27 protein-coding genes and 1 pseudogene are annotated in these 25631 nt (G+C 59.5%); 12 read left to right on the top strand and 16 right to left on the bottom strand.

Going from position 1 to position 25631, the window contains the following annotated elements:
- Positions 1-386: 386 nt before the first annotated feature.
- Together ACVMDN_RS07835 and ACVMDN_RS07830 are read left to right on the top strand one after the other, a co-directional pair.
- Positions 387-596 carry a hypothetical protein gene (locus ACVMDN_RS07835; RefSeq protein WP_253587533.1) on the top strand — a complete coding sequence of 70 codons (210 nt, stop codon included), beginning with the start codon at positions 387-389 and terminating at the stop codon, positions 594-596.
- Positions 568-1242, top strand: a complete 675-nt coding sequence (locus ACVMDN_RS07830; protein ID WP_456835384.1) for an HAD family hydrolase — start codon at positions 568-570, stop codon at positions 1240-1242. Before ACVMDN_RS07835 ends, ACVMDN_RS07830 begins: the two co-directional genes overlap by 29 nt.
- A gap of 429 nt (positions 1243-1671) precedes the next feature.
- Here the strand turns inward: ACVMDN_RS07830 and ACVMDN_RS07825 are convergent, their stop codons facing one another.
- A complete protein-coding gene (locus tag ACVMDN_RS07825) occupies positions 1672-1914 on the bottom strand; it encodes a hypothetical protein (protein ID WP_253587534.1) in 243 nt (80 codons plus the stop codon).
- Positions 1915-1932: 18 nt separating this feature from the next.
- Here ACVMDN_RS07825 and ACVMDN_RS07820 point away from each other — a divergent pair, with 18 nt between their 5' ends.
- Complete coding sequence (locus ACVMDN_RS07820) at positions 1933-2859, top strand: site-2 protease family protein (protein WP_456835385.1); 927 nt, start codon at positions 1933-1935, stop codon at positions 2857-2859.
- A 243-nt stretch (positions 2860-3102) separates the two neighbouring features.
- On the opposite strand, the gene ACVMDN_RS07815 is transcribed toward ACVMDN_RS07820, so the two are convergent.
- Entirely contained in the window at positions 3103-3627 is a 525-nt protein-coding gene (locus ACVMDN_RS07815) for a DedA family protein (RefSeq protein ID WP_253587536.1), read from the bottom strand.
- Positions 3628-3889: 262 nt separating this feature from the next.
- On the bottom strand, positions 3890-4570 hold the full coding sequence (locus ACVMDN_RS07810) for an alpha/beta hydrolase (RefSeq protein ID WP_253587537.1): 681 nt from the start codon (positions 4568-4570) through the stop codon (positions 3890-3892).
- A gap of 556 nt (positions 4571-5126) precedes the next feature.
- On the opposite strand from ACVMDN_RS07810, the gene ACVMDN_RS07805 reads away from it, so the two are divergent.
- The 3 genes from ACVMDN_RS07805 to ACVMDN_RS07795 all read left to right on the top strand — a co-directional run bounded on the left by ACVMDN_RS07805 (position 5127) and on the right by ACVMDN_RS07795 (position 7072).
- The gene (locus tag ACVMDN_RS07805) at positions 5127-5372 is read left to right on the top strand and encodes a DUF2188 domain-containing protein (RefSeq protein ID WP_456835386.1); all 246 of its coding nucleotides are present in this window, start codon (positions 5127-5129) and stop codon (positions 5370-5372) included.
- A 229-nt stretch (positions 5373-5601) separates the two neighbouring features.
- Positions 5602-6432, top strand: coding sequence for an SDH family Clp fold serine proteinase (locus tag ACVMDN_RS07800; RefSeq protein ID WP_253587538.1), 831 nt, complete (start codon positions 5602-5604; stop codon positions 6430-6432).
- Positions 6433-6649: 217 nt separating this feature from the next.
- Entirely contained in the window at positions 6650-7072 is a 423-nt protein-coding gene (locus ACVMDN_RS07795; RefSeq protein ID WP_253587539.1) for a hypothetical protein, read from the top strand.
- A 472-nt stretch (positions 7073-7544) separates the two neighbouring features.
- On the opposite strand, the gene ACVMDN_RS07790 is transcribed toward ACVMDN_RS07795, so the two are convergent.
- The 4 genes from ACVMDN_RS07790 to ACVMDN_RS07775 form a co-directional block, all read right to left on the bottom strand.
- Positions 7545-8018, bottom strand: coding sequence for a phosphate-starvation-inducible PsiE family protein (locus tag ACVMDN_RS07790; protein ID WP_225646010.1), 474 nt, complete (start codon positions 8016-8018; stop codon positions 7545-7547).
- A 23-nt stretch (positions 8019-8041) separates the two neighbouring features.
- Positions 8042-9601 (bottom strand): DHA2 family efflux MFS transporter permease subunit, encoded by a 1560-nt coding sequence (locus tag ACVMDN_RS07785; protein ID WP_253587540.1) that lies wholly within the window; start codon positions 9599-9601, stop codon positions 8042-8044.
- Position 9602: 1 nt separating this feature from the next.
- Positions 9603-10796 (bottom strand): HlyD family secretion protein, encoded by a 1194-nt coding sequence (locus tag ACVMDN_RS07780; RefSeq protein WP_253587541.1) that lies wholly within the window; start codon positions 10794-10796, stop codon positions 9603-9605.
- 286 nt (positions 10797-11082) lie between these two features.
- Complete coding sequence (locus ACVMDN_RS07775; RefSeq protein ID WP_253587542.1) at positions 11083-12117, bottom strand: AI-2E family transporter; 1035 nt, start codon at positions 12115-12117, stop codon at positions 11083-11085.
- Positions 12118-12751: 634 nt separating this feature from the next.
- On the opposite strand from ACVMDN_RS07775, the gene ACVMDN_RS07770 reads away from it, so the two are divergent.
- The 5 genes and pseudogenes from ACVMDN_RS07770 to ACVMDN_RS07750 all read left to right on the top strand — a co-directional run.
- Positions 12752-13765: an NADP-dependent oxidoreductase gene (locus tag ACVMDN_RS07770; protein ID WP_253587543.1), complete on the top strand. Its 1014-nt coding sequence runs from the start codon at positions 12752-12754 to the stop codon at positions 13763-13765.
- 390 nt (positions 13766-14155) lie between these two features.
- Positions 14156-14773, top strand: a complete 618-nt coding sequence (locus tag ACVMDN_RS07765; protein ID WP_253587544.1) for an HdeD family acid-resistance protein — start codon at positions 14156-14158, stop codon at positions 14771-14773.
- 652 nt (positions 14774-15425) lie between these two features.
- On the top strand, positions 15426-16079 hold the full coding sequence (locus ACVMDN_RS07760) for a BON domain-containing protein (RefSeq protein ID WP_283090013.1): 654 nt from the start codon (positions 15426-15428) through the stop codon (positions 16077-16079).
- Between the two features lie 308 nt (positions 16080-16387).
- Positions 16388-16627: an Hsp20/alpha crystallin family protein gene (locus ACVMDN_RS07755; RefSeq protein ID WP_309249328.1), complete on the top strand. Its 240-nt coding sequence runs from the start codon at positions 16388-16390 to the stop codon at positions 16625-16627.
- A gap of 106 nt (positions 16628-16733) precedes the next feature.
- Positions 16734-16948: pseudogene (locus ACVMDN_RS07750) on the top strand (Hsp70 family protein); the annotation flags it as partial.
- 63 nt (positions 16949-17011) lie between these two features.
- On the opposite strand, the gene ACVMDN_RS07745 reads toward ACVMDN_RS07750, so the two are convergent.
- The 8 genes from ACVMDN_RS07745 to ACVMDN_RS07710 all read right to left on the bottom strand — a co-directional run bounded on the left by ACVMDN_RS07745 (position 17012) and on the right by ACVMDN_RS07710 (position 22608).
- A complete protein-coding gene (locus tag ACVMDN_RS07745; RefSeq protein ID WP_225646002.1) occupies positions 17012-18199 on the bottom strand; it encodes a baeRF11 domain-containing protein in 1188 nt (395 codons plus the stop codon).
- Positions 18200-18290: 91 nt separating this feature from the next.
- Positions 18291-18728, bottom strand: coding sequence for a DUF1772 domain-containing protein (locus tag ACVMDN_RS07740; RefSeq protein ID WP_253587547.1), 438 nt, complete (start codon positions 18726-18728; stop codon positions 18291-18293).
- A gap of 36 nt (positions 18729-18764) precedes the next feature.
- The gene (locus tag ACVMDN_RS07735) at positions 18765-18866 is read right to left on the bottom strand and encodes a hypothetical protein (RefSeq protein ID WP_456843688.1); all 102 of its coding nucleotides are present in this window, start codon (positions 18864-18866) and stop codon (positions 18765-18767) included.
- 46 nt (positions 18867-18912) lie between these two features.
- Positions 18913-19599 (bottom strand): universal stress protein, encoded by a 687-nt coding sequence (locus ACVMDN_RS07730; protein ID WP_456843630.1) that lies wholly within the window; start codon positions 19597-19599, stop codon positions 18913-18915.
- Between the two features lie 801 nt (positions 19600-20400).
- Positions 20401-20601, bottom strand: a complete 201-nt coding sequence (locus ACVMDN_RS07725) for a DUF2905 domain-containing protein (RefSeq protein WP_148772456.1) — start codon at positions 20599-20601, stop codon at positions 20401-20403.
- 21 nt (positions 20602-20622) lie between these two features.
- On the bottom strand, positions 20623-21351 hold the full coding sequence (locus ACVMDN_RS07720; protein WP_225645998.1) for a Bax inhibitor-1/YccA family protein: 729 nt from the start codon (positions 21349-21351) through the stop codon (positions 20623-20625).
- Positions 21352-21412: 61 nt separating this feature from the next.
- The gene (locus ACVMDN_RS07715; RefSeq protein WP_225645997.1) at positions 21413-22042 is read right to left on the bottom strand and encodes a hypothetical protein; all 630 of its coding nucleotides are present in this window, start codon (positions 22040-22042) and stop codon (positions 21413-21415) included.
- Between the two features lie 326 nt (positions 22043-22368).
- Positions 22369-22608, bottom strand: coding sequence for a hypothetical protein (locus ACVMDN_RS07710; protein ID WP_456835387.1), 240 nt, complete (start codon positions 22606-22608; stop codon positions 22369-22371).
- Positions 22609-22833: 225 nt separating this feature from the next.
- Here ACVMDN_RS07710 and ACVMDN_RS07705 point away from each other — a divergent pair, with 225 nt between their 5' ends.
- On the top strand, positions 22834-24546 hold the full coding sequence (locus tag ACVMDN_RS07705; RefSeq protein WP_253587549.1) for a cation:proton antiporter domain-containing protein: 1713 nt from the start codon (positions 22834-22836) through the stop codon (positions 24544-24546).
- Positions 24547-24664: 118 nt separating this feature from the next.
- Here ACVMDN_RS07705 and ACVMDN_RS07700 read toward each other — a convergent pair whose 3' ends face one another.
- A complete protein-coding gene (locus ACVMDN_RS07700; RefSeq protein ID WP_253587550.1) occupies positions 24665-25630 on the bottom strand; it encodes a TerC/Alx family metal homeostasis membrane protein in 966 nt (321 codons plus the stop codon).
- Position 25631 lies beyond the last annotated feature (1 nt).

The raw sequence follows: 25631 nt of genomic DNA, 5'->3' as shown, positions 1-25631 counted from the left end.
CGATCCGCATCGCGATTGCTGCACCGAGCGGCCGACAAAGATATTGGCCACTGAAAACCCTCAAGCAAGCTGACGTCAATCAAGGTGCTCGCGATGCGGGAGCCCCTAGATTTCGGTGAATGCTGGATTGCGCTGTTGCAACCAAGGAGACCCGGTCGAACGCTGGTAGTCATTACCGAGCGGCGCAATGGTCGCGCCTAGAACAGTCCGGACATGGACCCGTCCAAAGCCCCCCAAGCGCTGGTCTCCCGTCTCGCGGTCGCGCTCGGCATCGGGCTATTGGTCGCCTCGAACGGGGCTGGCGTCGACGTTAAGCGAGCCCTGGGTGTCCATGGCGCGCCTCACACCTGACATCTTGAGCACGTCAGATGCGGCGGTGGCCATTCTTGGCGTCGTACCGTCAGCAAAATCGCTACCTGGTCGGAGCAGTTGCGCTGTGGTGGCCTTTGTCTTCGCCGCCTGAACGGCTTTTGATCGCCAAGGCCGAGGATTGCCGCTCGCTGGCACCGTCAAATCGAAGATGCTCGGTCATTGCAGATGACAATGCTATCGAAGAAGGAGAAATCGATGCGGATCGAGCCCGTCTTTATATTTGACCTTGATGGAACCCTGGTGGACAGCGTGTACCAACACGTCCTTGCCTGGAAGCACGCGCTTGACGCTGAAGGCATTGAGCTATCGGTGTGGCGCATCCATCGCAAGATCGGCATGAGCGGCGGCTTGTTCACCGACCAGCTTCTGCGCGAGACCGGGTTCGAGATTAGCGATGAGCGCGCGGAACGGCTGCGCGAGGGCCACGCCGCCGCGTACCGTCAGCAGGCCAGATACATCCGGCCTCTGCCGGGAGCGCGAGAATTGCTGTCGTGGTTGTCGGAGGCCGGTATTCCGTGGACGATTGCGACCAGCGGCCGCATGGAAACCGCAGCCGTCAATCTGGCCGCGCTCAGCGTCGATCCAGACAGGATCCCGGTAGTGACGCGCGATCAGGTCAAATATGCCAAACCCGATCCGGACCTGTTTCTCGCGGCCGCCGCCCGACTGGAAGCACCTATCGAAACAGCAGTGGTTATGGGTGATAGCGTCTGGGACATGCTGGCGGCAATACGCTGCCGGGCCCTGGGTGTTGGTCTTTTGAGCGGTGGCTATGGGCAAGACGAGTTGAGGCAATCCGGTGCAATCCGCGTTTACGATGATCCGGCCGATCTGTTGAGGCATGTCGACGAGGTTGGCGGCCGTCGATGACGCCTCCACGCGCGGCACGGCCACGCTCAAGATACCTCACGCACCTTCCTGGCACAGCCGCGGACCCCATTTTGCAGGCGCAATCAGCCGCGTTGAGAGGAAACGCTCGTTCGCACGGCAGCCTTTTTGTAACGACTTCTGGCTCGCTTGGTCCTTGTCGTCAGTGCAGGAGCCGCGTGTGATCGTCTCAGATGTCTAACGACGTCACCTCCTCCGGCCTGCTCACGACAGCCGCCTTTGATGAGAGGGCCGCTCTTGTCACGAAGTGGCGATCGAGGCACGCACGAGACAACTGCGAGTTCCCCCTGATTACGGGCATACGGAGAATTTCGAAATTCTTAGCGTGTTCGGCCTGCAGCGATATGACCCTGAGCCGGGGGTCGGCCTCCAAATATGCAAGCGGATTGACACCGTTGGGGTTGCGGTCTGTCAGCGCAGCAGCAGGACAGCCACTTCATCCTGCCCCTGCCCCGAAGCTCGACCGTTGTGAGGCAAGCCATGTCTTGGTACCTGAAGCTCGGCTCCATCGCCGGAACAGCCGTCCGAATCCACATCACTTTCCTCCTCTTCCTCGCCTGGATTTTCGGCGCGAGTTACGTCTCGGGCGGGACCAATGCGGCCTGGAGCAGCCTTCTGTTCATGATGCTCCTGTTCATCTGCGTGCTGGCGCATGAGTTCGGCCACATCCTGATGGCGCGCGCCTTCGGCGTTCTGACACCCGATGTCATTTTGCTTCCAATCGGCGGCGTCGCGCGGCTGGAACGCATTCCGCAAACGCCGCTTGAGGAATTTCTCATCGCGATCGCGGGCCCACTGGTCAATGTCGTGATCGCGTTCGGTCTCGTCCTCCTCACGAGCGCGACACTGGACGGCGGCTCGCTCGCGGCGGTCGAAAGCGCCCAGGTCTCAATGGTCGACCGGCTCGCATCGGTGAATCTGTTCCTCGCGCTCTTCAACCTGGTCCCCGCCTTCCCGATGGATGGCGGACGCATCCTGCGCGCGCTCCTCTCAGCGCGGCTCGGCTTCGTTCGCGCCACCGAGATCGCTGCAATGATCGGTCAATGGGTCGCGTTCGCGCTCGGCTTTATCGGTCTGTTCGGAAGCCCGATGCTGATCTTCATCGCGATCTTCGTTTATCTGGCGGCCTCCTCGGAGGCCCATATGGTCGCCCTCCGCTCCTTGTCGCAAGGCGTGCCGGTCGACGCCGCGACGATGACGCAGTTCGCAATGCTCACGCCGCAATCGCGTCTCAACGAGGCGATCGAGCTCCTGCTGCACACGAGCCAGAGCGAATTCCCGATCGTCGATCATGCACAGCGGCCAGTCGGTATCCTGTCCCGCGCCGACCTGATCCGCGCTCTGAAAGAGTTCGGTCCCGAGGCTCGGCTAAAGGACGCGACATTGTCGCCTTTCCCGACCTGCAATCGTCGCTGCACGCTGGAAGACGCACTCAAACTCCTGCAGGAAAAAGGTGCGCCCGCCGTCGGCATCCTTGATGGTGCGGACCGGCTGGTTGGACTTGTGAGTTCCGAAAGGCTAGGCGAAATGCTGATGATCGCGAGCGCCATGCCGCCAGGATACCGACTGAGCAGCGGCCACCGGCCCGCGGCAGCCTAAACGGACCGGTTATCGCCGACGTTGTCGGTTTCGATAACCCTTTGCGGCCGTCGATTTTGATCTTGCGAGGCTGCGGGCTCGCGACCTCGAATATATTCCTGATTGTCTCGTTCGAGCCGTGGGCGTTCGCAGCGCCGGGTGTGAATGACGAATCGCAATACCCAGTTGCCTCCTCAGCCAAGCAGTATTTCTCGCATTGAATTTCTCCATTGCATCGCTCTTGGGCGCCGAAATTGGTGTCGCCTACTCCCAGAGCCAAGTCAGGGCTTCCGATCCGAATTTGCCAATTTGCAGCACCACGGCCGCCCACAGGAATGCCGAAGCGAAATTGGCGACCTGAAAGGGCCAATAGGGCATGGCGAAGATGCCAGCGACAAGTGGAACGACCGCGCGCAACGGGCCGAAGAAACGACCGATGAAGACGCCGGACACGCCCCATTTCCTCACGAAGGACTCCCCCTTCGAAATGAGATGCGGATGCCGGGAGAAAGGCCACCTGTAGTAGATGGCCTTCCCCAGTTTCAAGCCGATCCAGTAGGATACCCAATCGCCGAGCCCAGCGCCCGTCGAGGCGGCGACCCAGATCGGCCAGAACTTGATCTCGCTCACGCTGACCAGCCCACCAATCGCGATCAACGCAGCCCAAGCCGGAACCAACACCGAGATGAATGCTAGCGACTCACCGAAAGCGAGCGCAAAAACAATCGGCGGCGCCCAGGCCTCGTTCTGACGCACGAAGTCGATGATTTGCTGTGCGTAAGATTCCATCGGCATTCGCATCAACCAAGCATCTACAGAAATATGAGAAGACAGCAGTTACCTATACTGACCAATCGCTCCGCGTGCGGCCTGCCCTCGCTTTGTCCGACTTGGCTGAACTCGCTGACGAGTAGTCGGTAAACGGTCTTGACATCCCTGACGTCGGCAGCCTGCGAGAACTCCGCCTCTAGATGTCTTACGTCCAGGCTTCGCGCAGCGGCTTCGAAACGGTCGTTCAACCGATCCCTTGCCGCCTCTTCGCGGATCGAGTTCACCCAACGAGGTGTCTGTAATACCACCGACGCGCCAGCGCTGCCACTTCGTCCAGCGCAACGGGCTCCTCGAAGAAGCGTGTTGCGCCTGGCACGAGGGCGAATTGCTTTTCGCATTTCAGCTGCTTGAACGCTTCCCGGTTCGGCTTAACCGCCTCAAGGTCGTTTCCGCCTACTATGAGCAGCGTCGGTGCGCAGACGCGCACCAAGGCAGCACCGGCAAGATCGGGACGGCCTCCTCGCGATGTGATCGCACCAACTTGATCGGAACGTACCGCCGCCGCTTCCAATGCTGCCGCTATGCCGGTGTCAGTTCCGAAATAGCCGAGCCGTAGGCCCTTCGTATCCGGGTATTGCGTGATCCAATCGGCTACACCAATCAGCCGTTCGCCGAGCAGCGCAATGTTGAGCCGCAACCTTTTCGTGCGGAGGTCTATTTCTTGCTCCTCGACCGTCAGCAAATCAACAAGGAGAGTCGCAAGATTGGACTCGTTGAGCAGACGCTCCACATAGCGATCCAGGTAGCGACTGCGAGGATTGTGAAAGCCACTGCTGCCTTGCGCGAAGAGAATAAGGCCGCTGGATTCTAGCGGCACCGTCAGCCTGCCGTAGAGCGATTCCGAGCCCGCCGGGATGGCTACTAGCTGGTCCTCAATCGCTAGAGCGGCAGGATTGCGCATCGTCACTTTCCTTCCTGAAATGCGCTGCGGCGACCGCTATCTCTCCCGCCTATCCGCTGGGAGCGAAAACGCCGCTTGCCTTGCCAATAGGCACTGATCGCGAGCAATACACCTTGGCTCGCAGCTTGGTTCGCAGCGAGCTTTTGGAAGAACTTTGCCCAACAAGGTCTCGCCCGACCATGACGTCCGTCAATGGAGGGATGATCGTGCCGCTTCTCGGTAGAGTATGATCACGAAGCACTGAGCCGGCACCCATTGTAGGAACAGCCAGAACGGCTTCGTGTGCAAGCAGGAGAACGCGAACTGATTGCGAAGCTCGCAAATCAGCCCTCTTGCAACGAGAATTCCATAAGCATCGCGCGGAAGAGTCCGAAATGGCCTTCCCCGCGGCGATTGGAAGTTCGACGGACGGATCAGCCTCCTCCTTGATAATTGTCATCAGTTTCGCATTCTCTCACACACCACCACCCCGGCCCGGACCGGGCACGAAATTGATCTTTATCACGGCGCCCTGTTCGACATTGCAGTATCTTTGTACGTGGTGCGGAGTTCCCCTATGGTTGCGGCCATTCACGTTTTTCCCGACGACAATTTCGACGACTGGGTCGTTCGCGACGACAAGGGGTGCGAGCTCGGTCACTATCCGACCAGGGAAAACGCCGAATTTGCCGCGCAAGCAGCTGCGCGGGAATTGGGGACCAGGCTCGTCGTTCATCTCCCTGATGGAAGAACGAGTTGCACTAATTTTGCGAGGGGATGGCTCGCCAGATTGTTCGGTTCGGTCGGCCTAAGAAAATGGTAGCGCCTCTGTTGGAAGAGGCATCAATTCCAATGCGATACGAAGGTCAATTTGCGCCGCCTTGAGCCACGCAATATTGACAACGATCATGGTGCACGACACGACGGCGCTCAATGTTCCCCGTGCGAGTTCGGATGAAGACGACATCTCTGTGCTCTGCACGCGGAGCAGCGTTTTGCCCTTGGCCTAGTCGTTACGACTAACCAGCGTTCCGCTCGCTGAGGAGGACACGATGTCGACAGGCGATATTGTCTGGATGTTCTTCATATTCTCAGCGCTCCAACCGATGCTGCGGCAGCAGTTTCTCGAAGTCTTGCGGGTACGCAAGATTTCGCAGATCGAGCGCGAGCGACAGTCCCGGGTGATCCTGCTGGTGCACCGGCAGGAAACGATGCGGTTTCTCGGCTTTCCGCTTGCGCACTACATCGACATCAACGATTCCGAGGACGTGATGCGCGCTATCCAGATGACGGACGCCGATGTGCCGATTGATCTCGTGCTTCATACTCCGGGCGGACTCGTCCTGGCCGCATTGCAGATCGCCAAAGCGGTACGGGAGCACAAAGCGAAGGTCACCGTCTTTGTGCCACACCACGCCATGTCGGGCGGTACGCTGATCGCACTCGCCGCTGACGAAATCGTCATGAGCAAGCATTCCATGCTGGGCCCGATCGATCCGCAACTCGGGGACTCGCCGGCCGCCTCGCTGATCAAGGTCTTGGCAGACAAGCCGATTGCAAAGGTCGACGACCGCACGCTGGTCATGGCCGACGTCGGCCGCAAGGCGATCACGCAGGTCAAACAGGCCGCATGCGAGTTGCTGACCCGTCGACTATCCGCGGAGAAAGCCGGTGCCGTCGCGGACACCCTAACCTCCGGCACCTGGACCCACGACTATCCGATATGGGCCTCCGTCGCGACGTCGCTCGGCTTGCCCGTGAGCACCGACATGCCGCACAACGTCCTCAAGCTGCTCAAGCTCTATCCGCAACCCGTCCGAATGCAAAGCGGCGGCGGCGTGGAGTACCTGCCGGTCGAGCGGCGCGGATCGGAAGGACCGTAGATGGATGCGTTCGGATGGCCGCGGGTTCCGTAAGGCATCCAAGTCGCACGATCAATTCATCCTCATCAATTATCAAGTCACGAAACTCGTGTGAACTTGACGGCAGTCAACGTGCCCGGCTCTGTCACATGTATAAATACCTGATCACCAAGCGGCTCGAGTGTCGTGGTATCCCCGACCGCCTCGGTTGATCCCTTAGTCTATTCAGGAGACGATCATGCACCAACTAATTCGCGGAGGCGCAATCGCCGTTGCGCTTCTTGGCAGCGTAAGCTTCGCCGCCGCCCAGCGCGCCTCTGGCGACGTTCACCCCGATTTGACGGCAAGTCAGCAACAGGCTGTCAGCCAGGGACTCGTGTCTTCGCCATCACAGCCCGCGCCTTCCGGCGAGCAACCGCAGGTTGGCAATAAAGTTCCCGATTCCATGTCAGCGCAGTCGATGCCGGACAACGTTACCGATAAGGTTCCCGAGACGAAGAACCTTCTCTTCGTCAAACTGCCGGACCGGATCGTGCTGATCGATCCCGACAACAAGCTCGTCACGCAGATCGTCATGGACAGCACCACGACGGATTCGAGCACCACGGGATCGAATACCAGCGGATCGACGACCAATACCTTGGACCGGCCTTCTCGGTAACGATCCGCAGCTAGATTGATCTCGTCGGATGATACCGGCGACGCGCGTGTATCGCATGGCGCGTCTCCGGGCAGCAACCGAAAGTGATTTGATTTTCAAATCCCGTTTCTCGTTGCCATCGCCAGCGACGGTCGTCTCGACGATCGTCGCTCTTGCTCCGTGGATCAATCGTGCTGCCGCAGGAAACTCGGACTCACGCACTCAACGAACGAGCTTGCCCAAGGCTACCCTTCTGTAGCCCAAAGCTAAACCTTGCCGTCAATGAAGAGCGAGACGGTCGGAGTATCAATGATTTCATCTTCGGCAAAGACGGTAACATCGATGCCATCGTCGCCGTCAACGATTTCGTCCGTCTTGTAGGCCAGCCTACGCTATTCCCCATTACCTTAAGTTCAACCTTTCCCTCCGTCGGAGGTAGTGCGCCCCGAAACTGCCGGCTTTCGTCAGCAGTTGATAGCGCTTCGTACTAACGTCAGGCCATCTCGTCCTCCGCCAGATCGCGACGACCTATCAGCCAATAGATAACGCCGAGCGCGACGATCGCCGCCGCCAGCGACAAGATGTGCAGCGCGTCCGTCTCTGTGAGATCGAGGATGATGACCTTCCGGCAGATAGCCAATAACGTGATCATCACGACCGAGCGTATCTGGACAACGGTATCACGGCGCTCAGCAACCACCAGAAGCGTTTTCTTGAACTCGAGTGCAATGATCACCGTCAGGATCATGCCGAATGCAGCCTGAAACGCCGAGTAGTCGGATGGATCGAATCCTCCAGCGAGAACCAGGCCAAACAAGATCTTCAAGGTCAGGGTCCACATGGCGGCGACGACGATGACGGCAATCAACGCCGTGAGGAACATGACGACGACGTACTCGAAGCGTTGATACAGTGACAGCAGCCCCAATCGTTCTCTCGCATCCCTCAACTCGTGCTTGATCGACATCAGGGCCTCCGACACGCCGCGTCTCACGCTTCTGGCGTCTCACGCTTCCACAATCCTTCCTGGCGGACTCTCTTTGCAGGCGCCCGGGGTGGACGTTGTATCAGTATTACCAGCGGGATCGCCAGCAAGGACACGAACATCATCAGCTTGAAATTGTCGATGAACGCGATAGCTTCTGCCTGTGCTGAAACGAGCTGGGCAAGTGCGGCCCGCCCCTGAACGGTTGCGAGACCGAAATGCTGGGCATGGTCGCGTATCACCTGCCGGTAGGGGGTGATGTGCTCGACCAGTTCTCCCTGGGCGGTGGCTGAATTGCGCACCAGCAGATAGCTCATCAGGGAAATGCCGATGCTCGCCCCGATATTTCGCATCAAATTGAAGAGCCCGGTTCCCTGCGTGCGCAACGTCGAGGGAAGGGTTCCGAACGCCACCGTGCCGAGCGGTACGAAGACGAATCCAAGGCCGAAACCCTGCAGTAAACCGGTGCGGACCAGGGTGCCCTGCGATACGTCGGGAGTAAAGCCGGTCATGAAATAGAGGGACAGCGCCGTCAGTCCGAAACCAGTCGCGATCAAGATGCGTCCGTCGATATGGCGGATGAGTTTCCCGACCAACAACATCGCGACCATGGTCCCGACACCACGTGGCGCTAGCACGAGGCCCGCCGTCAGCACTGGATAGTTCATGAGCTTTTCGAGATAGGGCGTCAGCATCGATAGCGTCGCTAGCAGCACGACACCGACGATGAAAATCAGGATGACCCCGACGACAAAATTCCGGTCGCGGAACAACGCAAGATCAATGAAAGGATCGGCCATCGACAGGGAGTGGACCGTAAAGAGATAGAAGCCGAGCACGAAAAGGGCGGCTTCCAACTGAATCTCGGGAGAGGAAAGCCAGTCGAGGCGCTCGCCCCGGTCCAGGAAAAGCTGCAATGCACCAATGCCCAGGCTGAGCGACGCAAATCCGAGCCAATCGAGCCGCCGCGCAAGGGGCCGATCGGCGCGCCGTCCGAGAAACAGCAAAATGCCAAGCGCGCACAGCAGGCCAACCGGCAAGTTGACATAAAACACCCAGCGCCAGCTATAGGAGTCGGTCAACCAGCCGCCGAGTGTCGGCCCGAGAATCGGGCCCAACATGACGCCGAGGCCGAATATCGCCGTCGCCTGTCCTTGCCGCTCCGGCGGATAAACGTCGAGCAGCACGGATTGCGAGAGCGGCACCAGCGGCGCGCCAAAGATACCCTGAAGCAGCCGAAAGACGACCATCTGTCCTAGCGATACGGCCGCCCCGCAGAGCATCGAGGTCACAATGAAGCCGATCACCGCTGTCAGGAATAATAGCTTGCGCCCGAGCCTTGCTTCGAGCCAGCCAGTCGCCGGCGTAACGATCGCCGCTGCGACGATATAGGAAGTCAGGACCCAGTTGATTTGGTCGCTCGTTGCCGACAAGCTGCCCTGCATATATGGCAACGCGACATTGGCTATCGTGGTATCAAGCGCCTGCATCAGGGTCGCAAGCATCACGGTTACTGTGATCATTCCGCGGTTCATGATGCTGCTACCTGCGGCGCTGCTCGCCATGTCAGGCCCCGAAAATCGCGGTGAAGTCACGCCACAGCTCGCGGAGCGATCGCTGGTGGCCGGTGTCGATCGAGATCTTGACACTCATCCCTGCGCGCAGTGGCGGGTGGTTCGCGGGTTGATCGAAAGAAAGACGAACCGGAATGCGCTGCACGACTTTCACCCAGTTGCCTGTGGCATTTTGCGGCGGCAGTAGTGCGAAGACCGATCCACTCGCGGGTGCCAGCGACGTTACCTGCACTGCAATCGGCGTGTCCGGGTAGGCGTCAACGATGACCCGCGCCGGATTTCCTTTCCTCACATAAGTGAGATCCGTCTCCTTAATATTGGCTTCGACATAGAGATCGCGCGTCGCTACCAGCGGAAACGCGGCTTGTCCGGCATTCAAAAAAACGCCTATCGCGATGCTCTCGACGTTGTGCGGAATGCCGTCGAAAGGTGCGACGATAGAGGTCAGTCGCAGGTTGCGCGCGGCCAGATCGACGGCCGCCTGCGCCTGTTTGACCGTGGATTGCTGGTCGACCGGCAAATCCAGGTTGCCGCCAATCTGGGCGAGCGCCGCCGCTGCCTCCCGCTCCAAGCTGGCCAGATTGGCCTTGGCCGCCTGAAAGTCGCGGATTGCGGCATCGAGCGTCGCCCGAGGCGAGGTGCCAGTGTTGTAGAGCTGCTGCTGGCGTTCATAATTGGCCTGCGTGTAGTCGACCGAGGCCCTTGCCTCATCGATCTGCTTCTGGCGTGCGCGGTAAGTCTCGATCAGCGTGTGCGCCTGGTCGCGTGCAATGCCGAGCTGCGCTTCGGCGTTGGCTAGCGCAAGCCGATATGTCTCCGTATCGATGTTGAAGAGCGGGTCGCCTTTCTTCACCGGCGCGTTCGACTTCGCCGCGATGCCGATGACCTGGCCCGAGACCTGCGCGCTGATCGACGCGCTCACCGCCTGAACATAAGCGTCTTCCTCGGACACGTAGCGGCCGGTCATCAGATAAATCGCGAGCGCGCCGGCAACCAGCGCGATCGGACCAAGGGCCAACAGCGGTCGGCGCCAGCGGCTTCGCGATGGCGCCGGCGCGCCTTCTACACCAGGCTTCTCCGTCGAACCCTGAAGATCCCGATCCAGGTAAGGAGAACGCCTCGGGAGTGCGCGGGCCGTGGTGGGTTCGCCAACTTTCGTAAATGCTTCGAAGCCGCTATCTGGCATGGCGCGATACTCGCCGTCCCGGTTAGTCGCAATGTTGCGTCAATCGATCGTCGGCACCTTGATGGGTGTCAGCCTCTCGCAAAATACAAAATCCAGGCAGAAAATTGAGCCTCGACAATGCATGAGGCTGCTCGATTTGCGATTTGACTTTGGCGCCCCCGCGTCGCTTGCCCTGCGTGGGCGCTCCTCCCAAGACTTGGACCGCCGGCGAAAGCCGCGCGGTCCGCTTTTTCCGCCCGATGAACGACGAGAGAGCAACGGGACCTCGTGACGGTCACCCCAACCGTCACTCCCGAATGCCGATCCATTCACGCCATACGGTCAGGAGCGCCGCCATGATTACCGGGCCAAGAAAGAGGCCTACCAATCCAAACGACTGCATCCCGCCGAGAATTCCGACCAGCACCAGCAGGAAGGGCAGCTCAGCGCTGCCTCCGATAAGAGCCGGCTGAATGAAATTGTCGCCGATCAGAAGCACCGCCGCACCAAAGACAAACAGTCCGATAGGCGCCAACAAGCTTCCGTCTTGAACAACCAAGGTCAGAGAAGCCGCCGCAAGCGCAACCCAGGCGCCGAGCGGCACCATCGCCAACACAATTGTCATCACCGAAAATAGCAGCGGGCGCGGCACGCCCACCATGACGTAGGCGATACCGACGACAGCGCCCTTCACAATCGCCGCTGCGATCGTTCCGTTCACAGTGGCGCGAGTTGCGTCGGCGATCTTGCCGATCAGGCGAGTGCCGGGTTTGCCGAGCAGCCGCCGAGCGGCGACGACCGAACGGTTCGCAAGCCATGTTCCGTCACGCAGCATCAAGGAAAGCGCGATCAACGTAATGGCGAAGAGAAAGAGACGATGTAGCAGTGCGCCGCCGAGCGTTCCGGTCCAGCTCGTCAGACTTTCGATGTTTACACCGCGAAGCCATTCCGTGAGAGCCTCGGGTCTGCTGAGGTTGGCACGCCACCAGAGATCGAGGTATTTGCCGGCGATCGGCAGCTGCGCGAACCAAGCAGGGACAACAACGCCGCCCTCGCGCAGGCGATCGAGCACGTGCACAAGAGCGTCGCTCCCCTGGGCGACCTGACGCACGGTCAAGACAATGGGTACGAGAAGAACAAGGCCGATTATGCAAGTAAACAACAACGATGCTAGCAGTGATGAAGGACGGCCAGAAATCAGCTGCGCAAACCTAACATAGATCGGCCAGGTCGTGATGGCAATCACGCCTGCCCAAATCAATGCAACCAGGAAATCGCGCGCGACCCAAAGCGCGAGCAACACCACCGCGACTGCGATACCGGTCTGGGTGATCGCCCGCATGTGCGATTCGAATGGGGGTGGAGGTTCTTCCAGCGTGCGAAGTCTACTTCCGTCGTCGCTTCGCACGAAGTCATGGCGCTGCATTGGGGATCCATCGTGCTGGCACCGATCCGTCTGCTCGCAAGCTACATGGCTAGCTACTTCCGCACGTTGATGGACATCAACTTGCCGATGCCGATGCGCCGTTCGAGTGGGTGCCGCTTTCGCGGGCGCGGTTTTCAATTTACCCAGATCGAATTCACAGGCATCAGGTGGTTTCGACGCGGAGCTGAGGCTATCTGTTCCAGTGTGATCTCGGGCCGGCCTTGCTGTTGACCCTTGCTCAAATCTTTCGAACCCGAACTCATGAGGACATCGCCAGGCACAGCTTGCACGAATTAGTGCTACGCAGCACGACCATCCGTATCCTGCGCATCTCGCCATTGCCTCCTCATCGCGCATGAATTTCGGGCGCGTTCTTCCACCCCGAACCCGCGATTGAAGGCCGTTAAGGTTGGTCCACGCGGCGGAACGACAGGGCGGCGCGGCGGGCTCACAGGCGGACCCTCGCATTTCCTTCCGAAATTGACCGACGTCAGCGTCGCTGCCGGCAATTTCCTCCATGCAGGCGGAAGGCCCACGCGAGATAGCCACCATGCTCGATCGTCCCCGCAATGCTTTGCTTTTTCGGCATCACACGATGCACGTCCCCCGCACCATGTTTGCGGCGGCCATCGACCGCTTCGGCGGACCGGAGGTGATCACTGGTCACGCTTTAGCGGTGCCGCCGCTGGACCCTGACGAAGTCATGATTGCCGTCGACACCGCCGGCGTCGGCGGGTGGGATGCCGACGTCCGGGAGGGGTTTTATGCGCCCCGCAAGCCGCATTTTCCATTGGTACTAGGCTACGACGGTTCCGGAATCGTCGTCTCTGTCGGCTCGCGGGTGCGACGGTTGAAAGTCGGCGACGAGGTCTATTCCTACAATTGGGAGAACCCGAAAGGCGGCTTCTACGCCGAATACGTCGCCGTGCCTGCCGACAAGGTCGCGCCGATCCCAAAACGGCTTGACCTGCGACATGCTGGCGCGATCCCGATTACGGGATTGACGGCACTGCAGGGGATTGACGACGCACTGAAGCTGAAGAAGGGCGAGACCATCATCATTCACGGCGCTTCCGGCGGCGTCGGAACGCTTGCCGTGCAATTCGCAAGACTTCGCGGCGCCCGGGTCTTCGCAACAGCATCAAGCCAGGAAGGCGTGGAACTCGTGCGGGAGATGAACGCGCATGTCGTGGTCGACGGCAAGCGCATCGACATTGATGACCAAGCGCGCCGCTTCGCGCCCGACGGCGTCGACGCCATCTTGGCGCTCGTCGGTGGAGATGCGCTGGAGAAATGTCTGAACGTGCTGCGGCCGGGCGGCCGGCTGGCGCACCCGAACGGCATCGAGCCGGCCCCGAAGAAGCGGCGCGGCACGGAATTGATCCGCTACGACGGCATTTCAGGCGTTCGCGAGTTCGAACGCCTCAACGCGGCGGCCCACGCAGCGAAACTCAAAGTTCCGATCGCGGAATGCTATTCCCTGGCCCACGCGCACAAAGCGCACGAACGTCTAGCCGAGGGTCATGTAGTCGGCAAAATTATCCTAGCGATACACGCTTCGTAGTGGCGAGACGTGTATCTCGGCGCTCCGCGCGCCCAAGCTCGCCGACAGGAGGCAATTTCCACGTACCCGCGATTACATCTGCCACTAGATCAGAAATGGCCGATCGGAAATCGGCAGTTCGTTCATATTGTGCTGGACATCAGACAAATTTGGGGTGGGATAAAGCGTTTCCTTTTCCACCGGAAGCTTAGTGCACGCTTAGGAGAGGAATGCCGTGGTCTCCAGTTCGAGAACGACCGATAGAATTCCAACAATTTCGACTGAGCGGTCACCCGCGAAGATCGATACGGCCCAAAGGTGCACGGAAACATTTTTGACGCCCGTCAAGGCGCCCGTCATCCGGCACGCGCTAAGCATCACCAAAGGTCAATCAGATTGCGGGAGCATGTCATGACCAGCACGACGTTCACTGGCCCCTCGGACGCCAATACCGATGCTGCCACGGCGGCGCTCGCTCCAACCTGGTGGCTGTTCGTGGTGCGAGGCATTCTGGGCATCATCTTCGGATGTCTCGCATTGATCTTTCCCGGCCCGACAATGCTGTCGCTGGCGCTCCTGTTCTCCGCGTACATGCTGGTCGATGGCGTGGCCGGGATCGTCTCGGCGGTCCGCGCGATGCGCCGCAGGGGCCGTTGGGGATTTCTGATCTTCGAAGGGCTGGTCAATATCGCCGTGGGCATCGGAGCCCTCCTCTGGCCGGGCCTTACCGTGCTTGCCTTCGTGTTACTGGTTGCCTCATGGGCGATCGTCACCGGCGCGTTGATGACGGCTGCGGGTTCTCGCCTCAACCTGGAGCATGGCCGATGGTGGCTGGTCTTGGGTGGCATTCTGTCGCTGGCATATGGCGCGCTGCTTTTCTTCACGCCATTAATCGGAGCTCTCGTTCTGACTTGGTGGATGGGCGCGTACGCCATCGCCTTTGGCGTCGCCCTGATCATATTCTCGTTCCGACTTCGAGCGCGGCAGCAGCAGGCGACCAATCCTGCGGCCGTGGGCACGGTTGCCTAGCGGACCTGTGATGACGCCACGACGATCGAGCCATCAAAGTCACAAGAGCGGGGCCAAAGCCCAGCTCCCCCGCGAAATTGAAACGACCCCGGCTGAGGACGAATTCGTCCTGATGAGCCTAATCGAGACATTTCCGGCAAGCGATCCTCCCGCCTGGATACCTCTCACTCGCGTTGGCGTTCCTGAGCGACGGGCCAAATCCAAGTCTGCTCGAAAACGGCATTGGTGACCGGCACAATCTTTCCTGCAAGGTCGGGTAGCTAAGAACCATCAACCTTCGCTCTGCGGTCCCCGATCGCCGCTCTTGGGCGTCGCCGATCGAATTGGCGGAGGCAAACAGGACGCGCTCGTGGCGGACACTCTCGAGCGCCCGCAAGCCGGTCTCCGCCTTGAAATTTGTACAGCGAACCGCTGCATATCGCACGCCTCCGGCCGCCAGCCAGATGGCCGCAGGGCTCACTCACGATTTGAACCAACCGCTAACTCGGTCGATCCTGCAAAGTGATTACACGAAGATCGCACCGAGAAACCTGCTGCGAAAGTTGATGAGCATCATGGCTGGACGTGTGACACCTCCTAGGATTGCCGTTGATCGGTAGCGTAATTAACCCGCCGATCCCACAATCCGCATTGTACAGACCAGGAGCCAATCATGAGATCCGACCGTGAAATAGAACGCGACGTCCGCGAAGAGTTAAACTGGGATCCCGATCTCGATGCCGAGGACATCGCCATCTCAGTGAAGGATGGCGTGGTCACACTGGCTGGATTCACCAGAAGTTACAGTGACCGGCTGGAAGCCGAGCACGCGGCGAAGCGCGTCGCGGGCGTGCATGCCGTCGCGAATGACATCGAGGTCCGGCTACCGTCGATCGATCAAAGGCCGGATCCAGACATCGCGCGCGATGCGATTGACAGTCTGAAGGCTCAACTGCCCCTTTCGCACGAAAATATCAAGGTCGTCGTCAAAGACGGCTGGCTGACCCTCGAAGGCACAGTGGAATGGCAATACCAGAAAACCACCGCCGAAAATGCCGTGCGAAAGGTAAAAGGGGTCAAGGGCGTGACTAACGTCATCTCACTGAAGCCCAAGGTCGAGCCTACCGACATTCAGCGCAGGATCCAAGAGGCGTTCAAGCGGAATGCGGAGGTCGATGCCAATCGCATCGCCGTCGAAACCCACGGCAGCGAGGTCATCCTGAAAGGCACCGTTCGCTCGTGGATCGAACGCGAGGAAGCTGAGCGTGTCGCATGGTCGGCACCAGGCATCACCCGTGTCGAAGACCGGATTGTGGTCAGTCCATAACGGCCCCGGCCTGTTATCCGCCCGTTAGTTATCGTCTTATCGAGGCAAAAGGAGAGTGCCAAGGTCATTAGTTCCGTTTCGTGAGAGCGACGCACCGACGCGAGCGAATTTCAGACTGTTCGGCCAGCATTGAGAGATCGACGGGCTGTTCAACGAGCTCGTGCAAGCAATAGCCTCAAACGATGGCACGAGGTCGCTTACCCCTAACATCGAAATCACCGGACCGAGGAGGCCGTTGAGGTAACCGCTGAGATGCCCGGCCTTGAGGGCAAGGACGTCGAAATATCGATCCAGGATGATACCTCACGATCCAGGGCGAGAAAAAGGTCGAGGATAATCAAAAAAACAAGAACGTGCAGCACAGCGAGCGCATCTACGGTATGTTCATGTGTGTGTTACAGTTGCCTTCCGGCATTGATCCGTCCAGCGTCCAGGCAGCCATGTCCAACGGCGTCCTCAAGGTCACAATACCTAAACCGGCCAAGTCCATGCCGACGAAGATCGAGGTCGAGGACGCCTCGCAGGCGGAGGCCAAGAAAGCCGCCTGAGCCGGCAGCAGCGGACGCGTAGGTAGCACCTCCTCCTCGGCCAATGCGTCCCGCATACGATCGCCGACAGCCCATCGCGGCGCCTCACCCCCTCATTCCCGCAGAGATTGCTTTTGCCACGAAGCAGAACTCCTGGTCAAAAGCAATTCGGATCGATCTCGGAACCACCAACTCTTGCGTCGTCGTGACGAAGGGAAGTAAGGCCAGGTTGATCGAAAATGTCGACGGCGCGCCCGCGCGCACACCACCATGGTTGCGTTCCTCGACGATGGGGAAGTCCTGGTCGGGCACCGGCAGAGCATCATCAATCCGGAAAACACGGACGCAGACAACGGAGGTGTCCGACCGAACTGTGGCGACACTTGACGGCGGCCTGACGGTGCTTCAATGGAATGCGTAGCGGAGGATGGCGGTAAGTGGAGCCCGATTCGGTAGTTCATGTTGCTTGGCGCCCATGACCCTAGCGCCGGTGGACAGCGCCCGCCGCGCGACTTCGTCAACGACGCTGTAAGTTTCGGCATCATCAGAAGCTGAATATGTCACGCTGCCATCGAAGTCGCTGACGAGACCCGGCACAACTGCATCAAGATCGACAACGAGCTGATCGATAGCACCTGCAGTCGCAGCATGCGCCGCATAGGAAACGTCAGTAGTTGCACGTCGGGGCTTGAGCTCGTCGTAGCGCGCGATCACAGCTCTCAATTCGCGGGAATAGAGACGGTCGAGAATCGGAATCGCTGTATCTCCCAGTTCGGCATCCGTCTTCCGGCCTGGGTTTCCTTCGATCGTCTCGTCGGCCAGCCTTGAATACGTAGTGACGGACCGGAACATCGACGCGAGAGGCTCCTCCGCCGCAAGAGCCAAAGGTGGTGCATTGCGTCCCGAAAGCAGACTGCGGATGGCGTGCTCGACCTTCCTGACATACTGGTGCAGCAGGACCTTTTCGCCTTCGAGGTTCTGCAGTTTGCCGCGCGGGGCGCGTACGTGAAATGACGGCCGCCGGGTCGCTTCCTCCGCGTTCTTGGGCAGGCCACGAACCTGCAGCCGTTCTGGCGGAAAATTGGCGAAGGCGTGAATTAGCCGAACGCTCTCCTCCGCCAACGCAAGCACGAAGATATCGTGCGGCGACGTCATGGCGCGGGTCAGCGGTGTTAGATGGAAGCGGTCCGCGACTTCGGCGAGCGGCTTTGGGGACTCCGGCAGGCGGAACGTTCGCATTGTCGCGGACGTGGTGAGCACCGCCAATCCAGTAGACAGGTAATGCCAGAACGAATCGACCGGGTCCGGCTTTCGACGCTGGAGCCTTCTGATCTTGTCTTCATCCTGGACATTGTGCTCTACACCCGCGAGGTGATCGAACTGCCCCTCGAAGGCAACGATCTTGCTGTTGTCGGCGCCGCCTGCCCTGAGCTGCGATAGCGCGTCCCTGGCCAAGTCCTTGAACACAGTACGGTTGAGCTGGGCGTTACTCCCCAAGGGAGATGTCGGCAGATACAGGGAAACGCAGGTCTCGCCCTTGATCTGCGCCAGCGTCCTGAACTCCTCCAACGTTGGAATATCGATATGCAACATTGGCCCTCGCCGGCAGAACCCTTCGCTCGCCTGTAGCATTGAGAGACCGACTTTGGCCGAAGCGCGGTACTCTGACATTGACGGCGATCAATCAGGGCGGCAATTCCAACGCCCACGCGAAGACGCCACAGGCTGCGAAACCGATCAGCGCGTATCCCCATTCCAAGAGCCCCCAGTCCCGCATCAGCCTGCGCAGCGGCGAAACCGGTTTTCCGATTCGAACGGCAAACAGCCAGACGTTCACTGGAATCATTACAAAATAGGTATACGGCCAGCTTGCCAGAATCGTAGTGCCCCCAATGATCCACCGAACGTCGCCACTCTGCCTGAACTGTACAAGCGCGATTGCGGCCGACAGCACGGCCACACCCGACAGCACCAGCGTGCCGCGCCGATTGCTCAGTTTCCATTCCTCGATCATCGCACGAGTATTGAGCCTGAGTCGCGCTGGCTGCTCAACGAGGCCGATGTAAACCGTAGCGCCGGAGAAGGCCGCGGCGACAGCAAATGCGTAAAGACCGAGCCGCATCGATCTCACTCCTGGCGCAGGCGGTTGTCGTACCCTTCAATGCGACATGAACACGGGCACCGTCATCGACTTCATCATATCGTGGGTCACGCCACCCAGAATGACTTCGCGCAGCCTCCCGTGACCGTACCCCCCCATCACGATCAGGGTCCCGGAATTATCTGCGACATAGGAAAGGATCGCATTAGGTAACATCAGTGTCAGGGGTCACAACAGTCGCGATCTCGACCTTGACGTCATGATGCGCGAGGTGAGCCGCCATCTCAACACCGCGGACTTCCTTGTTCTCTGCGTTGGTCTTCCCGTTCAGCACGATCAAAAGATCCACAGCCGTCGCCTTCGCGAGCAGCGGCAACGCGTCGCTGAAGGCGCGTGCCGCCACGCGGCCGCCATCCCAACAGCACACCACGCGATCGAGCTTCAACCCGTCTTTCTGGACGTAAGGCACAACAATCAGCGGGCGCCCTGACTGGAACAGCGCGGTTTCGATCATGTCATCGTTGTTCGCGCGAGACGGCTCGGATTGCATGAACACGCTCAGATCGAAGCGCCGAGCCAGGGCCGCAAAGATCGCGGGCGCCTCCGCCCCTATCGTCCTCAGCAAGCGGTGCTCTGTTGAAACAAGGCAACGCGCGGCCGCCGCATCGAAGCGTTCGATCGCGGCGAGCGCAGATCTTTCACTGCTCGCGACCATCTGGGCCAGGACATCAGGCGGAAGCTCCATCACGGGGTAACCCGGAAACTCAGGGGAATATGCGAAGGCAACACCGGCAAGGTGGGCGCCAAACATCTCCGCAATCGAAATGGCAAACTCACCGGCCGGATCGCGGGTTACCTGATGCTCGAGATTGATGACAATGTCCTTGATCATCGAACCGTTCCAGCAAATATACGATGCGGCCCCTGAGCGCAGTCTCAAGACTCACGGCGCAACGGGCATTGATGACGATCAATCGGCGGGCCGCAGTTTTAACGGTGCAACGTAGCATCGGAACGATACTCACTCCGACAGATCAAGGAGAAACCTGACGTCAACCCTCGCCAGGGTTCCCTTGCCGGACCGCCTCCCGAACGTGAGAGTATCAGTAGCAATCCTCGATCCGGCGAACTCGCCACCTCCAACCGTCCCAGAAGCGTTCACGCCTAACGCGACAGTACGGCCCGAAATCGACGGGCTCATAGGCGTAGCTATAGTAGTATGGCTTCGGTGCGGCGAGTGCGGCGCCAATGAGTGCGCCCGCCGCCAGGCCGCCGACGACCGGAGCGACAGGAAATCCATGACGCCATCGAGCGTCCGCCGAGGTTGAGCTTGCCACCGAGCCGACGACAACGGTCGCACCAACCGCGAGTGCAATCATTGTTTTCCTCATCATGAGACCTCCGCTTCTTCACTTGTGACGAATCAACCGCCCGGTGTCCGAGATCCCGGACGCCAGCCCGCAGCGACGCTGACTCTAGCCGCCTGGAAAATGGTCCACATTGGCGTCTGTCAAGAATCGCTTGCCGCCTGTGTCGCTTCGCCCTGCAACGCTGTACAAAGACAATTGGGGAATTGATGGTCGTCAACGCGGCAAGCCGCGCGTCCACGTCGCCGCCGAGCGCGCACAGGCGACTGCTGCAAGTACAAGTGTCGCATGGGGCCGGCATACTGCCCGTTAGCTCCGACGCCGCGTCAACGGTTCGCGACCCAAAGAACGAGGCTGAACACCAAGCTGATAAGTATACAAGTCATCAGCGGGAAATAGAACGTCGTGTTTCCCCGCTCGATGACAATGTCGCCGGGCAGCCGCCCCAATCCGAGTTGGCTCAGATAGGGCCAAAGCAGGCCAACCGCCAGGATCAGCGCGCCTAGTAGGATCAGAACACGTGTCATCGCTATCAATCCGTGCGCCGCCTAATTGTCGCGGCGGTGACCGAACAATTGGAGCAGCATCATGAAGAGGTTGATGAAATCAAGGTAAAGTGCCAGCGCGCCAAGCACGGCCTTCTTGCCGGCGATTTCGCCGGTATCGGATTCAAGATACATCTCCTTGATGCGCTGTGTGTCGTAGGCAGTGAGGCCTACGAACACGATGACGCCGATGATCGAGATAGCGAACTGAAGCGCGCTCGATCCGATGAAGATATTGACGAGGGATGCGATCACGATACCGATCAGCCCCATCATGAGAAACGATCCAAAGCGGGAAAGATCGGCTCTGGTGGTATAGCCGTAGAGGCTCATCGCGCCGAAGGTCGCCGCCGTGATGAAAAACACACGCGCAATCGATTCCCCGGTGAATACCAGGAAGATGCCTCCCAGCGACAGCCCCATGACGGCGGCATAGAGCCAGAACAACAGCATCGCCGTTCCTGCGGCCATACGCTGGATCCCGAAGCTCAAGAGCAGTACGAAGCCGAGGGGCGCCAGCATGACAAGCCAAATCAATGGCGTCGCCGCGATAGACTGGTAGAAACCGGAGGCCGCGGCCAGGTAGGCCACGAGGCCGGTCAGCGCGAGGCCACCGGCCATATAGCCGTAGATGCGCTGCATATGGGCCCGCAAGGCGGCGTCGATCTCGGCGACCGATGGTGGAAAGCCCGCGTCCCGTGACTTGCGAGCATCAAAATCATAATAGCTCATGGCTTACTCCTGTGCGGTCGACTGATCGAGCAACCTTGAACGTCAGTTGCCGATAGGCCTGCTAATTCGTATGCAAAGCGCGCTCGTTCCGTACCTGGTCAGCGCTATAGGGCACGGCGTTTGGATCGAACGCCTGCCAGCCCGACCTGCGGTATAGCTCGCAGCGTTCCTGAAGCCTTACCGCTGACCGGTTCATAATCGGCTCTATTCGCGGCATATCGGCCGGAGGCACCCGCGCGGCGACCAATGTTCCTCCGCGGCGAACGCCCTCGGCAAAGACGTGCGCATCTTCTTCGCTGATGCCGGCGTTGGTCAGCGCTCCCAGCAGGCCGCCGGTAACGCCACCGATCGCCATGCTACCCAACATCGCTGCAAGCCATCCCACGCCCACCACGGCGCCGATGCCGGGAAGCGCCAGCATTGTAACGAGACTGGCAGCGGTCGCCGCCGTTGCGCCGATTGCGGCTCCAACGGCCGCACCCTCGAGCTTTCCGTCGCGGGCGGTGTCGCTGCTCGTAACCTGTTTCCGCAAAGGCACAACATTCGTGCTCTCGGTAGCTCGGTACCAGGTGTCGGAATTGTTCGAAATCACGCTAGTCTCCGAAGGCGGCAGACCCGCGATCGCAAGCGCGAAGATGACCCGGCGTGCGTCAGCATGTGAATCATAGAGGCGGCAGATAGTGATTGGCATGACACGCTCCCGTTGCGTGAAAGTGCCACGGATCGGCCACTTGCGGATTGGCAGGTAGCACCACTATTCTTGTCAATTGCGAAGAAACGTCACCTTGACGAGCGTCAACGGAACATGGGATTTCGTCGAGTTGTGCGCCTACCGTTGGTCTCGCTTGCGACGCTGAGGATTCGCTTGCGGCGCTGAGGAGTTGCGTTGGCCAGAGACGAGCGGTGCGCCCCTGCGGAACAATCGGGCTGCCTTTGCGCTCCACCTTCACGAGAAACGACCTCACCGCGCCTAACAGCGTGTTCCCGGGGTCCAGCGCTCACGCTGCAGCAAAGCAATCATCTGCCGACGGCAATCTCGCAGGATCCGGCCGACACCGCCATTTGGACGGCTGCCTGCCAGTCTTGCCACGATGTCGGATCGACTGGCGTCCCGTCGGCCCACTTCAAGCTACCGAGCAAGAATGCGATCTGCTCGACCGGCCTACCATGGCGACGCCAAACGGCCTCGAGAAAGATCCGGATCGCGTCATAGCCTTCAATCACCGTAATAGTGTCGGTTGCTTTGAACGTGGCCATATTCAGTGACTCCGAGTTGCGCCCGTCATGCGGATTTTCTGCTGCGTGGCGCAACGGTCATAGCCCTCGGGACAAAATGCTTATCCTTCATCCGCCTCGTCACATTGACGGTTGTCAGCCGCTGAGCGCTGAAACATTTTTCTCCGATTAGCGGAACTTGATGCTCATCACGGCAATGACAAATCTGGACAACGAACTGGGGGGCGAAGCGCATCGGAGCTGCGCATGGCCGACGACCTATTGATCAAGACACTAATCGTGATCCTTGCCTCGGTCTGCGCCATCAGCCTGGTCGCGCGTCTGAGATTTGCGGCGGCCGGCGGTTACCTGCTGGCCGGCTTGGTAATCGGGCCACACGGTTTGCAACTCATCACCGCAAGCGATGAAGCAAGATTTCTGGCCGAGCTCGGCATCATTTTCCTAATGTTTATGGTCGGCCTCGAGTTTTCGCTCTCGGCAATGATTGCCGCACGCCGCGACGTTTTCGGCGCCGGCAGTCTCCAAGTCGGGTTCACCGTTTTTATCGTGACGGGAATTGCGACGCTTTCGGGTGTGAGCTTATCCGGCGCGGTGCTGCTCGGTGGTGCAGTTGCGATGTCATCGACCGCCATCACGCTCAAGCAATTGGTCGATCAGGGAGAGGTCAGCAGCCAACAAGGCCGCCTTGTGCTGGGAATCCTGCTCTTTCAGGATCTTGCTGTCCTTCCCTTTCTCGTCGTGCTGGGTGGGTGGCAACCAGGCGGTGGGCCGGAACCGTTGGGAGCACTGCGCCAGCTCGCAACAGCGACGATTGCACTCGGCGCCGCGGCTTTCGTCTGCAAACCGGTTTTTCGCACGTGGCTTACCTGGGTTGCCCGGACCAGCTCGGCGGATCTATTTCTGCTCACCGTTCTGTTGCTCGCGCTCGGTACGGCGTTCGTCGGACATGTCGCCGGTCTTTCCGGGCCGATCGGAGCATTCCTCGCCGGTATGGTGGTCAGCGAAAGCGACTTCCGTCATCAGGTAGAGGACGATATCCGACCCTTTCGTGACATCCTGTTGGGCCTATTCTTCGTCACCGTCGGCATGGAGGTGGATCCCTCAACCGTGGCTGTGGCGCCCATGACCGTCCTCGCGTGGATAGCCGTATGCCTGCCAGGAAAGGCCGTCGTCGTGATCCTGGTTGGTGCAATCATGCGCTGGCCAGCACCGGTCGCAGTGCGAGTTGCCCTTATTCTAGCACACGGCGGAGAAGCCGGTTTACTCCTACTCACACAGGCGGTGCGAGTGAATGCCCTGGAAGCGGGCGTTGGGCAGCCGGCTCTGTTGGCCCTAGCGGTCACCATGGCGCTCGGTCCAATGCTGATTCAAGCGAGCTACCGATTTGCAGAACTCGTTCGCGGAGCATCACATCGCCTCAAAGCACATGCCGAAGAGGCTGCCATCCGCCAGGAAAGCCGAGATCTCAGCGATCACGTGATCCTGTGTGGCTGTGGACGCGTGGGCCGTCCAGTGGCGCTCGTGCTGGAGGCAGCAAAGGCTCCGTACATTGCGATCGAGTCTGACTTAATGCGCTTTCGCAGGGCAAAACAGTCTGGACACAAGGTCGTCTTCGGCGACGCGGGCCGCAAACGGGTTATGGAAGCTGCCGGCGTCGCCCGAGCGCGCCTCGTCGTGGTAACCTTCGATCGACGTCATTTGATTGAACGCATTCTTCACTATGTGCGCCAGCAAAATCCAGCGGCATCCTCCGTCGTAAGTGCTACCGATGATGAGGGAATCTCATCGCTGGCGCTGGCGGGCGCCAGCACCGTGTTTCCAGAGAACATCGCGGCCGGCCTCGCGCTGGCTGACCAAGTGCTCCTTGTTTGCGGTTTCTCCCAGGATGATGCCGCACGCATCATCACTGCAGTTCGAGCCGAACTCCATCCGGAACTGCGTGGGCACGTCGGCCGCTAAACCGCGAGATCGCATACATTGGAAACTAGACCAGCCACAGGTCCAGCCCGCAACGTTCGGCAACACTATAGCATAGCCCATGCTGACGCGCTGTTTACTCTCGCTGCGCTCGATTTCCCTAAGTGCAATTTGGCGCACGCCTCCCAAAGAGCAACGATGCAATGACCCCGCTTGCCAAAAGGATCGCTACGGCACCGAGCGTAAGGAACATGCTGGTCGGTCCTTCAACGAGAACGTCTTTCAGCAGTAGCTTGATCCCGATCAGCACCAGGAGCAGCCCAAGCGAGGTTCTGAGATAGCGAAACCGATCAACGGCTCCGGCCAGCGCGAAATAGAGCGAACGCAAGCCGAGCAGCGCCATGATATTGCTCGTGAACACCAGGAACGAATCGCGCGTGATGGAAAAAATCGCCGGAATGGAATCCAGAGCGAAGATCAGATCAGACGCTTCGATCATGATCAATGCCAGCGCAAGCGGCGTAAGGGCCAGCTGCCCTCTTCGCCTCACGACAAATCGTTCACCCGCGAATTTCGGGAAGACAGGAAAGAAACGCCTTATCCATATTATGATCGGATTCTTTTCAATATCCGGGGGGTGTCCGACCAGTCCCATCCTGACACCGCTGACAATCAAGGACGCGCCGAAAATGTAGAGAATCCAGTCGACACGCTCGATTAACGCGGTGCCGGCAAGAATCATCGCGGCGCGCATGATTACTGCACCCAAGATTCCCCAATATAGTACGCGATGCTGAGACGCGATCGGAATGCGGAAGTACGAAAAAATCAAGGCGATGAAAAAGAGATTGTCCAGGCCGAGCGATTTTTCGATCAGGAAGCCTGTAAGGAATAGAACCGCGGCCGCTCGTCCGTCTGGTTCACTCCCGGCAAGATCAAGCCCGCACCAATGATTCTCATAGAGAAAAAAGATCACGACATTGAAAGCGAGAGCGACGGTGATCCACCCCGCGCTCAACATCAGCGCCTCCTTGAAGGCTATCGTGCGAGCCTCGCGATGAAGTACACCGAGATCCAATGCCACCAAGAAGAATACGAAAACAATGAATGCCACCCACAGCCACATC

It is taken from the genome of Bradyrhizobium sp. USDA 4510, from assembly GCF_054059095.1.
This window is presented reverse-complemented; position numbering and strand designations above follow the sequence as displayed.

What these genes read in the sequence shown, in the direction of transcription:
- ACVMDN_RS07830 (WP_456835384.1), top strand. Translation starts at nt 568, where the DNA reads ATGCGGATCGAGCCCGTCTTTATATTTGACCTTGATGGAACCCTGGTG.
- ACVMDN_RS07825 (WP_253587534.1), bottom strand. Translation starts at nt 1,914, where the DNA reads ATGCGCCAGCACGCAGATGAACAGGAGCATCATGAACAGAAGGCTGCT.
- ACVMDN_RS07820 (WP_456835385.1), top strand. Translation starts at nt 1,933, where the DNA reads ATGGCGCGCGCCTTCGGCGTTCTGACACCCGATGTCATTTTGCTTCCA.
- ACVMDN_RS07815 (WP_253587536.1), bottom strand. Translation starts at nt 3,627, where the DNA reads ATGGAATCTTACGCACAGCAAATCATCGACTTCGTGCGTCAGAACGAG.
- ACVMDN_RS07810 (WP_253587537.1), bottom strand. Translation starts at nt 4,570, where the DNA reads ATGCGCAATCCTGCCGCTCTAGCGATTGAGGACCAGCTAGTAGCCATC.
- ACVMDN_RS07805 (WP_456835386.1), top strand. Translation starts at nt 5,127, where the DNA reads ATGGTTGCGGCCATTCACGTTTTTCCCGACGACAATTTCGACGACTGG.
- ACVMDN_RS07800 (WP_253587538.1), top strand. Translation starts at nt 5,602, where the DNA reads ATGTCGACAGGCGATATTGTCTGGATGTTCTTCATATTCTCAGCGCTC.
- ACVMDN_RS07795 (WP_253587539.1), top strand. Translation starts at nt 6,650, where the DNA reads ATGCACCAACTAATTCGCGGAGGCGCAATCGCCGTTGCGCTTCTTGGC.
- ACVMDN_RS07790 (WP_225646010.1), bottom strand. Translation starts at nt 8,018, where the DNA reads ATGTCGATCAAGCACGAGTTGAGGGATGCGAGAGAACGATTGGGGCTG.
- ACVMDN_RS07785 (WP_253587540.1), bottom strand. Translation starts at nt 9,601, where the DNA reads ATGGCGAGCAGCGCCGCAGGTAGCAGCATCATGAACCGCGGAATGATC.
- ACVMDN_RS07780 (WP_253587541.1), bottom strand. Translation starts at nt 10,796, where the DNA reads ATGCCAGATAGCGGCTTCGAAGCATTTACGAAAGTTGGCGAACCCACC.
- ACVMDN_RS07775 (WP_253587542.1), bottom strand. Translation starts at nt 12,117, where the DNA reads ATGCGGGCGATCACCCAGACCGGTATCGCAGTCGCGGTGGTGTTGCTC.
- ACVMDN_RS07770 (WP_253587543.1), top strand. Translation starts at nt 12,752, where the DNA reads ATGCTCGATCGTCCCCGCAATGCTTTGCTTTTTCGGCATCACACGATG.
- ACVMDN_RS07765 (WP_253587544.1), top strand. Translation starts at nt 14,156, where the DNA reads ATGACCAGCACGACGTTCACTGGCCCCTCGGACGCCAATACCGATGCT.
- ACVMDN_RS07760 (WP_283090013.1), top strand. Translation starts at nt 15,426, where the DNA reads ATGAGATCCGACCGTGAAATAGAACGCGACGTCCGCGAAGAGTTAAAC.
- ACVMDN_RS07745 (WP_225646002.1), bottom strand. Translation starts at nt 18,199, where the DNA reads ATGTTGCATATCGATATTCCAACGTTGGAGGAGTTCAGGACGCTGGCG.
- ACVMDN_RS07740 (WP_253587547.1), bottom strand. Translation starts at nt 18,728, where the DNA reads ATGCGGCTCGGTCTTTACGCATTTGCTGTCGCCGCGGCCTTCTCCGGC.
- ACVMDN_RS07735 (WP_456843688.1), bottom strand. Translation starts at nt 18,866, where the DNA reads ATGGGGGGGTACGGTCACGGGAGGCTGCGCGAAGTCATTCTGGGTGGC.
- ACVMDN_RS07730 (WP_456843630.1), bottom strand. Translation starts at nt 19,599, where the DNA reads ATGATCAAGGACATTGTCATCAATCTCGAGCATCAGGTAACCCGCGAT.
- ACVMDN_RS07725 (WP_148772456.1), bottom strand. Translation starts at nt 20,601, where the DNA reads ATGACACGTGTTCTGATCCTACTAGGCGCGCTGATCCTGGCGGTTGGC.
- ACVMDN_RS07720 (WP_225645998.1), bottom strand. Translation starts at nt 21,351, where the DNA reads ATGAGCTATTATGATTTTGATGCTCGCAAGTCACGGGACGCGGGCTTT.
- ACVMDN_RS07715 (WP_225645997.1), bottom strand. Translation starts at nt 22,042, where the DNA reads ATGCCAATCACTATCTGCCGCCTCTATGATTCACATGCTGACGCACGC.
- ACVMDN_RS07710 (WP_456835387.1), bottom strand. Translation starts at nt 22,608, where the DNA reads ATGGCCACGTTCAAAGCAACCGACACTATTACGGTGATTGAAGGCTAT.
- ACVMDN_RS07705 (WP_253587549.1), top strand. Translation starts at nt 22,834, where the DNA reads ATGGCCGACGACCTATTGATCAAGACACTAATCGTGATCCTTGCCTCG.
- ACVMDN_RS07700 (WP_253587550.1), bottom strand. Translation starts at nt 25,630, where the DNA reads ATGTGGCTGTGGGTGGCATTCATTGTTTTCGTATTCTTCTTGGTGGCA.